This is a genomic window from Alteromonas sp. KS69, from assembly GCF_003989595.1.
GTDB lineage: Bacteria > Pseudomonadota > Gammaproteobacteria > Enterobacterales > Alteromonadaceae > Alteromonas > Alteromonas naphthalenivorans.
This window is the reverse complement of sequence record NZ_PYHU01000005.1, coordinates 203,086-215,974: the sequence shown is the minus strand read 5'-3', so window position 1 is coordinate 215,974 and position 12,889 is coordinate 203,086. Positions and strand designations below refer to the sequence as shown.

The following is a 12,889-nucleotide window of genomic DNA, read 5'->3' as shown; positions in this document are numbered from 1 at the left end:
GCTAACCTCCTTGCGTACTCAACTGCTCGGTACGCTTGAATATTTCTCTGAATACAGGGTAAATATCATCCGGTGTTTGAATGTGTTTACATACTATATTGTCGAAAGATTGACTGACCTTTTCGTATTCTCGCCAAAGGGTTTGGTGTTGGCGTTCGGTTATTTCAATATAGGCAAAGTAGCGAGTGGCGGGTAATAGGTTATTAACTAAAAGTGAGCTACATAAAGGCGAATCATCGGCCCAGTTATCGCCATCGGATGCTTGGGCCGCGTAGATATTCCAATTGCCATCGCTAAAGCGTTCGCGAACAATCTCGTCCATGAGCTTCAGTGCGCTAGAAACAATGGTTCCGCCGGTTTCTTGAGAGTAAAAAAACTCTTGTTCGTCGACTTCTTTCGCTTGAGTATGATGCCTGATATACACCACCTCTACATTTTCGTAGGTACGTGTTAAAAATAAATACAGTAGAATATAGAAGCGTTTTGCTACATCTTTGGTCGCTTGATCCATAGAGCCTGAAACATCCATCAAACAAAACATCACCGCTTTGCTCGTTGGGATAGGGCGCTTGTCGTAGTTTTTAAAACGTAAATCGAAGGTGTCGATAAAAGGGACTTTAGCCACTTTGGCTTTAAGTAGTGTGAGTTCTTTTTCAATCTCTTCAATGGCTAGTGCATTGTTAGTAGGCGCAGTCATTAGTATGGCTAACTGTTCTTCTAACTCTCTGATACGCTTTCGGGTAGAACCGGTTAACGCAATTCGTCTTGCCACCGATCCCTTAAGGGAACGAACAATGTCTAAGTTACTCGGCACACCGTCAGTTTGATACCCAGCACGATAGGTTTCATGTTGAATCACTTTATCAAACTGCGTTTTCTTTAAATTGGGCAGCGCCAAGTCGTCGAACAAAATATCTAAATATTCGTCTTTTGAGATGGAGAAAACGAATTCATCTTCTCCGTCGCCGCTATTACCCGCTTCCCCTTCACCAGAACCTTGACCCGCGCCACCTGGTGGGCGGTCAATTTTATCGCCTGCAATGAATTGGTCATTACCGGGGTGGACAATATCTCGCTTGCCCCCTTTTCCGGTATGAAATACAGGTTCAGAAATATCGCGAGTAGGAATGCTTACCTGCTCGCCCGAGTCTAGGTCGGTAACAGAACGTTTACCAACAGCATCGGTAACAGCACGCTTTATCTGTTGTTTGTAGCGTTTAATAAAGCGCTGTCTGTTTACCGTGCTTTTGCCTTTACTATTAAGTCTTCGGTCGATGAAATGCGCCATAACCACCTGCTTGTCATAGGGTGAACCACGAGTAAATAGCCCATTATGAGGCTTTACGAACTCGTAAATACCACTCACACAATAGTCTGACTTGCTTTTGTGTATAGCCTTTTTCCGTCATTCGATTTACAAAGTCGTCATGCTTTTTCTGTTCGTCGGCTGACCCTTTTGTATTAAACGAAATAACTGGCAGCAAATCTTCCGTGTTGGAAAACATTTTCTTTTCAATCACAGTGCGTAATTTTTCATAACTCGTCCACGATGGGTTTTTACCACCATTGTTGGCTCGTGCACGAAGTACGAAATTCACTATCTCATTACGGAAGTCTTTAGGGTTGCTAATTCCCGCAGGCTTTTCGGTTTTCTCAAGTTCAGCATTTAGCGACGCGCGGTCAAAAAGTTGACCGGTTTCAGGGTCACGATACTCCTGATCTTGGATCCAAAAGTCTGCATAAGTGACATAGCGGTCGAAAAGATTCTGCCCGTATTCTGAGTAAGATTCTAAATACGCGGTCTGAATTTCTTTACCAATAAATTCAACATATTTTGGTATCAGATAGCCTTTTAAGAACTCTAAATATTGCTCACTTAAATCAGGTGGAAATTGTTCACGTTCAATCTGCCTTTCAAGCACATAAAACAAATGCACAGGGTTGGCAGCCACTTCTTGATGATCGAAGTTAAACACACGGGATAGTATTTTAAAGGCAAAGCGAGTGGACAACCCTTCCATGCCTTCATCTACGCCTGCATAGTCGCGGTATTCTTGGTATGACTTCGCTTTAGGATCGGTGTCTTTCAAGCTTTCCCCATCATAAACCCGCATTTTTGAGAACAAACTCGAGTTTTCAGGTTCTTTTAATCGAGATAGCACAGTGAACTGCGCTAAGCATTCCAAGGTATCTGGTGCGCACGGTGCCCCTTTTAGTTCACTGCTATCTAGCAGTTTACGGTAGATATGAATCTCTTCACTTACTCGCAAACAGTAGGGCACTTTAACAATGTAAACGCGGTCTAAAAAGGCTTCGTTATTCTTATTATTTCTGAAGGTTTGCCATTCTGACTCATTAGAGTGGGCTAAAATCAGCCCATCGAAAGGCAACGCGGAAAAGCCTTCCGTAGGATTATAGTTACCTTCTTGGGTGGCAGTAAGTAGTGGATGTAGCACTTTAATTGGCGCCTTAAACATTTCTACGAATTCCATCAATCCCTGGTTCGCTTTACACAGTGAGCCTGAATAGCTATAAGCATCGGGGTCGTTCTGTGCGTATTGTTCTAACCGGCGAATATCTACCTTACCTACCAAGGCTGAAATATCTTGGTTGTTCTCATCGCCAGGTTCAGTTTTCGCAATACCCACCTGATCAAGCACAGAAGGGTAGGCACGCACAACTTTAAATTGAGTAATGTCACCATTAAATTCGTGCAGACGCTTACGTGCCCACGGCGACATAATGGTTTTTAGGTAGCGTTTAGGAATACCATATTCTTGCTCAAGTAGATGTCCGTCTTCTTCGGCGTCAAATAAGCAAAAAGGGTGGTCATTTACCGGAGAGCCTTTAATGGTATAAATCGGCACATGTTGCATCAGTTCTTTTAAACGTTCAGCTAACGACGATTTACCTCCACCTACAGGCCCCAATAAATAAAGAATTTGTTTCTTCTCTTCTAACCCCTGTGCGGCATGTTTTAGGTAAGAGACTATTTGCTCAATAGCTTCTTCCATACCATAAAATTCATTAAACGCGGGGTAGCGAGAAATCACGCGGTTTGAAAATATGCGACTCAGTGCGGGGTCCGTCGCGGTGTCTATCATTTGAGGCTCGCCAATGGCACTGAGCAATCGCTCAGCAGCATTTGCATAAGCTGCTGTGTCGTCCTTGCAAATCTCAAGGAACTCCTCAATGGTAAACTCTTCCTGCTTTCGTTCTTCGTATCGGTTTTGGTAATGTTCGAAAATACCCATGAATACCTCTTAAAAAAACGGTTGCCCGTAATTTCAGCTTAGTCGGTATTTAGAAATAGGAAACAAAAATCATAGTAAACTTTTGTATAGACGTGAAATGTTTGATCTAACGAAAAATGGAATTTTTTCGTTAAAATTGAGTCAAATACCCCCATTAGTATTACTTAAAAGTCTGTATATTATTAAATAATGGGCATAAAAAAACCCGCCTAAGCGGGTTTTTGAATTTGTCTGAAAATGATTACGCGAAGTTCGCGCTAGCAAATTCCCAGTTAGCAAGTGCCCAGAAGTTTTCTAGGTACTTAGGACGTACGTTACGGTAATCGATGTAGTAAGCGTGTTCCCAAAGGTCAACCGTCAATACAGGTGTAAGCTCGTCACCAGAAATTGGTGTTTCGGCGTTACTTGTATTCACGATGTCTAGAGAACCGTCAGCCGCTTTAACTAACCAAGTCCAGCTAGAGCCAAAGTTGTTCACTGCTTTATCATTGAATGCTGCTTGGAAGTCAGCGAATGAGCCCCATTTTGCATTAATTGCGTCAGCTAGTGCACCAGTAGGTTCGCCGCCGCCATTTGGACTTAAGCAGTTCCAGTAGAACGTGTGGTTCCAAACTTGTGCTGCATTGTTGAAAACGCCACCTTCAGAAGACTTGATGATCTCTTCTAGGCTTTTGCTTTCCAAATCAGTACCTTCAACTAAACCGTTTAATTTAGTTACGTAAGTAGCGTGATGCTTGCCGTAGTGATAGTCCAGCGTTTCAGAAGAAATATGCGGTTCAAGTGCATTTTTTTCGTATGGTAATGCTGGTAATTCAAAAGCCATATCGGTCTCCATGTTGGTTTAATGTTTTTTAAACAACGTTAATTTAAGCTCGCAATGCCTGTTCAACGAGCCTGTATAAATACTTTATCTAAGATGCTTATTTTATAATAGCAAAAGCATGCTGTAGATGTAGGGGCAAATTTGTATAACTCAATGACAAATTTATGAAAATTCTAAATTCTTGTCTAGTTATAATAATTGCCTTTCAAATCCCCATATCATGAATGCTAGGTTATGCTGCGTAGCCGCTACTTTGCAAACGATAGAAACGAGAGTACTGATAGTAAGTAATATCAGCATTGGATATAAGATCACTTTCATCTTACCAATGCGACTACGCTATATAAGACTACTGCTATCCACAATTGTCGTGGGCACCACGGGTTATATAAATATCCCTTTCAGATGCGGTGAGTATAAACCCATGAAAGAAACTATGATAATATTACCCTTGAATTCTACACGCTCATTCCCACTTATAGGGAATAACTTTTCCGCTGAGAGGACCTGATGGATAACACTGAAACTCAATCCACCGTAGACAGAATTAAGCAACAAATTGAAGAAAACCCTATTCTTTTATATATGAAGGGTTCTCCTAAACTGCCAAGTTGTGGTTTTTCTTCACAAGCATCACAAGCACTAATGGGCTGTGGTGAACCGTTTGCGTATGTAGACATTTTGCAAAATCCAGATATTCGCGCTGAACTACCAAAGTATGCGAACTGGCCAACTTTCCCGCAATTATGGGTAGACGGCGAGTTAGTTGGTGGTTGTGACATTATCATGGAAATGTTTCAACAAAACGAATTGCAGCCGTTAATTAAAGAAACGGCAGAGAAACACAAGACTGAAGAATAAGATTAGAAAGCCGGCGATTAGCCGGCTTTTTTGATTAAAACCCCGCAAAATCACACCACTTTCAATTCCCGTAAATACTAATAGACAGACCAGAAAACAAAATCCTCTATGGTTTGAAAATAAATAATTATTTTGTCCAAAAACGTTTGTTTTATAAGAGTTTACATCTTATAAAACGTGGGTGCTGACAAGTATATGGTCAGCGTTAAAGGTATAAAATAACTATCACTCGCTGCACTTATTACGTTCATGAAAGCGTAGAGGTGACAGGGGGAAAATCCCGGGAAACCACTATGAATACATCGTTGTCTTTATTGACCAAACACGTTCGAGGCGTACTTGCTGCGTCAGCGGCATTTTCTGTTATGGCCATTGCGCCAGTGCACGCCCAAGAGGCGGCCGATGCAGCAGAAGCGAGCGCAGAAGATTATGAACAAATCGCCATTGTAGGTTCACGCGCAGCGCCACGTTCTGTCGCTGAATCTGCGGTACCTATCGATATTATCTCTGATGAAGAGTTTAAAAATCAGGGTGCCACCGATGTTGTCTCTATGATGCAAACGGTTGTTCCGTCGTTTAACGTTAACGACCAACCTATTAATGATGCATCTACCCTAGTTCGTCCTGCTAACCTTCGTGGTATGGCATCAGATCACACCCTTGTGCTAGTAAACGGTAAGCGACGTCACCGTTCTGCGGTAATCACATTCCTAGGTGGTGGCTTGTCTGATGGTGCACAAGGCCCAGATATCTCGGTTATTCCAGCAGCGGCATTAAAGCAAATTGAAGTATTACGAGACGGCGCTGCGGCGCAGTATGGTTCAGACGCCATTGCGGGTGTTATTAACTTCGTATTAAACGATGCGTCAGAAGGCGGCTCATTTGAAGCTCGCTACGGCTCGTATTACGAAGGTGACGGCGACATGATTCAGCTGTCTGGTAATATTGGTATGCCGTTATCTGATAAAGGTTTCATTAACCTTTCTGCAGAATACCGTACTGCCGATGACACATCTCGCAGTGTTCAGCGCGATGATGCGGCAGGCCTAGTGGCTGGTGGAAATACCTTTGTTGCCGACCCTGCGCAAATCTGGGGTTCTCCTGAAATTAAGCACGACTACAAACTATTCGCTAACTTAGGACTAGAGCTAAGCGATACCGCAGAAGCCTATATGTTCGGTAACTTCGCTGAGCGTGAAGTAGAAGGTGGTTTCTACTACCGTAACCCGCACACTCGTGGCGGTGTTTACGCGGCTGATGACGGTTCCCTATTGGTTGGTGACTTAACCGACGACCTTTCAGGTAACTGCCCTACCGACATCATCCCTGGCGACAACGTATTAACTAACGAACGCTACATCAATGAAGTGGCTAATAACCCCGATTGTTTTGCGTTCAACGAAATATTGCCAGGTGGTTTCACACCGCGTTTCGGTGGAACGGTTACCGATATGTCATTGGTATTCGGAACCCGTGGTGAATTAGCGAACGACATCACTTATGACGTAAGTTTGAACTTAGGTGAAAACGAAGTTGATTTTGTTATCAGCAACACCATCAACCCATCACTTGGTCCCGATACTCCGTTCGAGTTTAGCCCTGGTCGTTATACGCAATCAGAGCAAACCCTTGACGTAGATTTCACTAAGCCTTTCGAAATTGGCTTATATGAGCCGTTATTTGTAGCAAGTGGTTTCCAATACCGTCATGAAAGCTACGAGAGTTTTGCAGGTGATACCGCATCTTACGAGATTGGTCCACTAGCCTCACAAGGTTTTGGTATTGGTTCAAATGGTTTCCCTGGTTTAGCGGCAAACAGCCAAGGCTTAGTGTCGCGTCATAACATCGCGTTCTACGTAGATGCAGAAGCGTACATCACTGAAACCTTCATGTTAGCCGGTGCTATTCGTTACGAAGATTACTCAGACTTTGGTGATACGACTAAAGGTAAAGTAGCATTCCGCTGGCAAGCACTTGAAAACATCGCATTCCGTGGTGCTTTCTCAACAGGCTTCAAAGCACCTACGCTGGGTCAAAGTAACGTTCGTAACGTAACAACTGCGTTTGGTACTGATGGCAAGCTTATTGACCGTGCTACGCTTCCTCCTACCGATCCTGTATCTCAACTTAAAGGTGGTGAGCAGCTTACTCCAGAAGAATCTGAAAGTATCACGTTTGGTGTAGTAGCAGACTTTGATAACGGTTTGTTCATTACAGCTGATTACTACAACATCGAATTGACTGACCGAATCAGTACTGCTTCTGGTATTGCGCTTACTGATGAAGATATTGCGATTTTGCTTGATCAAGGTATTAGCGATGCATCTAGCTTCAGCGAAATTAGCTTCTTCACTAATGACTTCGATACGACTACTGAAGGTCTTGATGTTGTAGCTAACTACAGCATGGACATGTTTGAAGGCGAAACTAAGTTCTCGCTCGCGTACAACTGGACGTCCACCGAAGTAGATAGAGCATCTGATAATATTTCAGCTGAACGCATCCGCATGTTGGAAGATAACCTTCCGGCAGTACGCTACAGTGCAACAGCTAACCATACGAATGGTGACTGGCGCTTCCTAGCTCGCCTAAACTATTTCGGTAGCATCTATGAAGATCACCTAGATTCAGCACTACCTATCGATAAAGTAGGGTCTGAAATCACGATTGATTTGGAAATGGCTTATAACTTCACAGAAGAGCTGACCGTAACAGTGGGTGCGAAAAACGCGTTTGATGAGTACCCAGATGAAAACACGCAGTATGCAGGTATTGCAGGTTCGTTGTATCCGACTACGTCTCCCATCGGTATCAATGGCGGTTTCTATTACCTGAGAGGTGTTTACACTTTCTAAAAACGGAAACCAGGTAAAAGGAGGCGTTCGCCTCCTTTTATTTCTCTAAATGCTAAAAATATAAGATTTCATCGTGCAAGCAGACCAATAAATTGGCATGATGGTGAAATAACTGTAAGCAATTTGAAACACCTGCAAAATTTTAATATGACCAGAAAGTCGACAGTCACCGAATCCTTCTTAAAATATCGCGCAAAGCTAATGCGTGCGGTGAGTACTATTGTGGGTGCCGACGATATAGAAGACATCGTTCAAGAAGCATTCATAAAAAGTTATGAAGCTGAGATGAATCAAGAGATTCGCTTTGAACGCACGTACATGCTGAAAACAGCACGTAACTTAGCATTAAACCATGTTGCCAGAGCCGAAAATAAAAATAATCAGCCTATTGATGACATGGACATTTTACCCCACGAACTGGTGGGTTATAGCCTAGAAAAAAATGTAGAAAGTAAGGAGCGCTTCATCCACTTTTGTCGAGCGACAGATACATTGTCTGCGGATGTTAAGCGGGTATTTTTACTTAAAAAAGTATATGGCATGCGCCAAAAAGACATCGCAGAACTCGTTGGTTTAAGCGAGAGTACGGTAGAAAAGCATGTCGCTAAAGGATTAATGTTGTGCTCGAAATATTTAGCCGAGCTATCTAAAGATGACGCCCCCGTGCGCACATCTCGTAATGCGACTCAGGACATAAGCCGTAGTTAACATGAACAATATTCGTCAGTTTTCCAGCAAAGAAGATATCCAAGAGCAAGCCTGCTTGTGGATAAGCCGTCTCGATCGCGAACTTAGCGAAGACGAAAAAACACAGCTAGATGCGTGGCTTGCCGAAAGTCCAAATCATCGCAAGGCACTCATGGAGGCCGCAAGCTTGTGGGATGATATGTCAGTACTTAACGAGTTAAGTGGCTTGTTTCCTCGTCATCAGAACAAAACCGAATCCCATAATCGCCAAAAGCGCCGCGTGGGTATAGTTACTCAAGCTCGCATGAGCGTAGCAGCTGCGTTTTTAGTTATGACTATTGCGGTAGCTGTTGTGGTTGACCGTATTTGGCTAGAAGCGCCAGATGTAGTGGCGCACATGTCTGAGAAAATTGAAACCGGTATTGGTGAACAAAGAAATCTCGTGCTTTCAGATGGCTCTACACTGCTTTTAAACACAAACTCGCGTGTTACCGTCGATTTTTCTGACGATGTGCGAAACATTGTATTGCTAAAAGGCGAAGCGCATTTTGAAGTGGCGCACGATACCACGCGACCTTTCACGGTAACCGCAGGTAATAATACGGTTACCGCAGTGGGTACTGCGTTTAACATGCAGTATGTTGACGACAACGCTTTCGAATTAGTGGTAACCGATGGAAAGGTATTAGTTAAAGACAGATTTAGTGCATTCAGTAGTAATCAGTCACTATTTTCCAAAGCGCCTGTTGAAGGTGAAGGCCTGCTTATGTTTGCGGGTGAAAAAGCCACAGTAAAAGGCGATGTTGATGCCCGCGAGAGTTTATCGCAAAACGACATTGATGATGATTTAGCATGGCAGCAAGGCATGATTGTGTTTAAAGGTGAGCGCTTAGAAGCCGTGCTTGCTGAAATTGGTAGATATACGCAAGTACACTTTCAGATTTCTGACGAATCGCTTAAAAGCCGCCGTGTTGCAGGCTACTTTAAAGTGGGCGATATTGATGGCTTGCTAGCTGCACTTAAAAACAGCTTTAATATTGAATACGAAAAAGTATCCGATACTAGTATTCAGCTTTCGGTTTCTCGAGGATAGTTTAAGGCCGGTGTAGAGCTGCTGTATGGCTCATTCGCAGATAATTCGCAGTTGATGAATAACGGCAATGAATCTAGGTTGAGTGACTCAAAGTTGGTGGCTGAAGGTTGGTGGTTGAAGGTTAATAATTCGACGCTAAATATCACTAAATAACTGACGAATAATACGCGGGTAATGCGTGCCTTAAATACCAGTGCAAATGCATTATTTGGCATAAGCTTAACTATTGTGACAATATAATAAAACAAATAATAAGTACGATTTCTCATCTTGCATCATTTGCGTTCGGCCAATTTTTCTCGTGCAGTAGTGCGCAGCTATAACAGTGTGCGCAAGGCAAGTATTTGCTTTGTGTTAGCCGTTTGTGCTGGTCCTATTCAGGGCGCATTCGCGCAAGAGCCCGAGTCTCAAGCTGGTCAACGTAGCAAACAAGAAAATGCGCCAAGCCCAATAAAGCAGTCTAATCAAACGGCCTTTCAGTTTTCAATTCCAGCCCAAGATGCCGATGACGCGCTAACAGAACTAGCAAAGCAAGCTAATACCACACTCTTATTTCCTTTCGACTTAGCGCAAACGGTTAAAACTAATTCTTTAGAAGGCAACTTCACCCTTAACGAAGCCTTATCAAAATTGCTTGATGGCACCGAGCTTGCTGTGGTGACTGACAGTGCTGGGCAAGTCAGTATTCGTTCTCGCAGTGATGTAGTTGCTCAAAATAGAAAAGACGAGGGTGAAGAGAGTGTTCAAGAAGAAGACACAAGTAATGCGCTTGAGCGCATTGCCGTAGTAGGGACCAGAAGTTCTCCTCGTAGTGTGGTCGAATCGCCCGTGCCACTCGATATTATTGGCTCAGAATCGTTACGTTCACAAGGCAACAGCGATGCCTTGTCGATGCTAAGCACCATGGTGCCTTCTTTAAACGTCAACGATCAGCCTATTAATGATGCTACCAGTTTAGTGCGACCTGCTAATTTACGAGGTATGGCGTCAGATCACACATTACTGCTCGTCAACGGTAAACGCAGACATCGCTCGGCAGTCATTACTTTTCTTGGCGGTGGCTTATCTGATGGCGCACAGGGGCCGGATATTTCGGTTATCCCTGCTTATGCATTAAAACAAATTGAAGTTTTACGAGATGGTGCTGCGGCACAATACGGTTCAGATGCCATTGCCGGCGTGATTAACTTCGTACTTGATGATAGTGATTCAGGTGGCAGCATCGCACTTAAAACGGGTACCTATTCTGAAGGTGATGGTGAGTTATTTCAGATACAGGCTAATAAAGGTTTTCGTTTAGGTGAAAACGGCTTCTTGAACGCCACGGTAGAATATCGACAGCAACAAGGCACATCACGCTCTGTTCAGCGTGATGATGCACAAGGCCTCATTGATGCGGGTAATAGGCTTATAAGCAGCCCTGCGCAAATATGGGGCGCGTTAGATGTTAACGAAGACATGAAAATGTCGGCAAATGCGGGGTGGGACATTGCGCCTAACTACGAAGGTTACGCGTTAGCAACTTATGCCCATCGTGAAATAAGTGGCGGTTTTTACTTTCGCAACCCACAAACCCGAGAAGGTGTCTTTTCTGAAACGAACGAAGAAACGGGCGAGAGTCGCTTATTGGTTGGGGATTTAGACGGTATAGGGCAGGGGATTAGATGCCCCACCATTTTCCTTGATGATACCAATGTATTGGATAACCCCGATTATTTGCGTATTGCCGATAATACCACCGCACTTGGTGCGAACTGCTTTGCCTTTAACGAGTGGTTTCCCGGTGGGTTTACCCCACAATTTGGTGGCACAATCACTGATGCCTCTGTATTTGCTGGCGTCAAAACGGAATTAGATAATGGCTGGGCGATGGATTTGAGTGCCAGTGTAGGGTATTCAGATATCGCTTATCGTTTATCTGGCACCGTTAATCCTTCTCTTGGGCCAGACTCTCCGCTCTCTTTTTCTCCAGGCTCAGTTAGCCAAGTAGAGCGTACGTTTAATCTTGATTTCGCAAAGCTAATTCAATCCGTATTTGAAGAGCCAATTAGTATTGCTATGGGCGCAGAGTGGCGCAGAGAAACTTACTTTCAAAAAGCCGGTGATGATGCCTCTTATGCCGCTGACTCGCTCGCTTTTGACCCCACAACGGGGGCATCGCAAGGGTTCAGCATTGGCTCGAACGGATTCCCTGGTTACCAGCCTCAATCTGCAGGGCACTGGAGCAGAAGTAATTGGGCGGTGTACATAGACTTGGAGTTTTTCTTAAGTGAAGCATGGCAGTTTGGTGTAGCCACCCGCGTTGAACACTTTACTGATTTTGGCTCTACCTTTGATGGCAAGCTAAGTACGCGATATAAGGTTAATGACTTATTTGCCCTTCGAGGCTCTATCAATACTGGCTTTAAAGCGCCGACGGTTGGTCAAAGTAATGTGATTAATGTCACCACGGCTTATAGCGCGAATGGACTAGAAGACCAAGCCACACTGCCGCCCACTGATTTGATATCACAACAGCTAGGTGCAACACCGCTCACTCCAGAAGAGTCGGTTAACTTTAGTTTAGGTGTGGTGATGCACGTAAGTGATACCTTTTTCGCAACCCTCGACTATTTTAATATCCGTTTAATGGACAGGATCAGTACCACGTCAGCAATACCGCTTAGTGAGGCAGACATCCAAGTGCTTAGTGCGAACGGCCGCGACGATGCGGCGAACTACAATGCCGCCAAATTTTTCACCAATGACTTTGATACCCAAACCCAAGGGGTCGATTTAGTGGTTCACTACGACTTCATGGTACAAGATTGGAAGCAGACATTGTTGTTAGCTTACAATTGGACAGACACACAAGTAGAGCGGGTGACCTTGTATCCCACCATGGTTGATGGTGAGATAACCTTAATGCCAAACCTGACAACGCAGCGCATTAGAATGCTAGAAGATAACTTGCCAGCACACAGAGGCAGTTTGACGCTCGAACAGTACATTGGTGACTTTAATTTTACGTGGCGGGCAAACTACTACGGCAAATATTACGAAGACCATCTAGATGCTTCTGCGGGAATGGATATTTATGGAAGCGACACGCTAACGGCAGATGCGCAAGTAGCATGGTTTTTTTCACCGTCGTGGGGAGTTACGCTAGGTGTGCAAAACTTATTTGATACAAAACCTGATAGCAATCCGTTTAGTGGGGAAGTAGGGGCTTTATATCCGCCAACATCGCCAGGGGGGATTAATGGCGCATTCTATTATTTAGGATTGGAATACAGTGTTGATTAACGACACAAAAGTTGATTGAAATAGAAGGTCA

At 43.9% G+C, this 12,889-nt stretch carries 9 protein-coding genes; 5 read left to right on the top strand and 4 right to left on the bottom strand.

All coding sequences use genetic code 11. The features are described from left to right. Nucleotide 1: 1 nt before the first annotated feature. The 3 genes from C7Y69_RS04275 to sodB all read right to left on the bottom strand — a co-directional run bounded on the left by C7Y69_RS04275 (nt 2) and on the right by sodB (nt 4,077). Nucleotides 2-1,288: a YeaH/YhbH family protein gene (locus tag C7Y69_RS04275; protein ID WP_126872076.1), complete on the bottom strand. Its 1,287-nt coding sequence runs from the start codon at nt 1,286-1,288 to the stop codon at nt 2-4. A 43-nt stretch (nt 1,289-1,331) separates the two neighbouring features. Further along, a complete protein-coding gene (locus C7Y69_RS04270; RefSeq protein WP_126871915.1) occupies nt 1,332-3,254 on the bottom strand; it encodes a PrkA family serine protein kinase in 1,923 nt (640 codons plus the stop codon). A gap of 241 nt (nt 3,255-3,495) precedes the next feature. Then, a complete protein-coding gene (gene sodB, locus C7Y69_RS04265; protein WP_013784978.1) occupies nt 3,496-4,077 on the bottom strand; it encodes a superoxide dismutase [Fe] in 582 nt (193 codons plus the stop codon). Nucleotides 4,078-4,587: 510 nt separating this feature from the next. Between sodB and C7Y69_RS04260 the strand changes: the two genes are divergently transcribed. The 4 genes from C7Y69_RS04260 to C7Y69_RS04245 all read left to right on the top strand — a co-directional run bounded on the left by C7Y69_RS04260 (nt 4,588) and on the right by C7Y69_RS04245 (nt 9,573). After that, nucleotides 4,588-4,938 carry a Grx4 family monothiol glutaredoxin gene (locus tag C7Y69_RS04260; protein WP_013784977.1) on the top strand — a complete coding sequence of 117 codons (351 nt, stop codon included), beginning with the start codon at nt 4,588-4,590 and terminating at the stop codon, nt 4,936-4,938. A 293-nt stretch (nt 4,939-5,231) separates the two neighbouring features. Beyond that, nucleotides 5,232-7,793 (top strand): TonB-dependent receptor plug domain-containing protein, encoded by a 2,562-nt coding sequence (locus tag C7Y69_RS04255; protein WP_126871914.1) that lies wholly within the window; start codon nt 5,232-5,234, stop codon nt 7,791-7,793. A gap of 147 nt (nt 7,794-7,940) precedes the next feature. After that, a complete protein-coding gene (locus tag C7Y69_RS04250; protein ID WP_013784975.1) occupies nt 7,941-8,501 on the top strand; it encodes an RNA polymerase sigma factor in 561 nt (186 codons plus the stop codon). A gap of 1 nt (nt 8,502) precedes the next feature. Continuing rightward, the gene (locus tag C7Y69_RS04245) at nt 8,503-9,573 is read left to right on the top strand and encodes a FecR family protein (RefSeq protein WP_126871913.1); all 1,071 of its coding nucleotides are present in this window, start codon (nt 8,503-8,505) and stop codon (nt 9,571-9,573) included. Here C7Y69_RS04245 and C7Y69_RS04240 read toward each other — a convergent pair. Beyond that, on the bottom strand, nt 9,549-9,788 hold the full coding sequence (locus C7Y69_RS04240; RefSeq protein ID WP_126871912.1) for a hypothetical protein: 240 nt from the start codon (nt 9,786-9,788) through the stop codon (nt 9,549-9,551). The two genes, C7Y69_RS04245 and C7Y69_RS04240, sit on opposite strands and share 25 nt — an antisense overlap. Nucleotides 9,789-10,023: 235 nt before the next feature. Here C7Y69_RS04240 and C7Y69_RS04235 point away from each other — a divergent pair, with 235 nt between their 5' ends. Further along, nucleotides 10,024-12,858, top strand: a complete 2,835-nt coding sequence (locus C7Y69_RS04235; protein ID WP_041452975.1) for a TonB-dependent receptor — start codon at nt 10,024-10,026, stop codon at nt 12,856-12,858. Nucleotides 12,859-12,889: the final 31 nt, after the last annotated feature.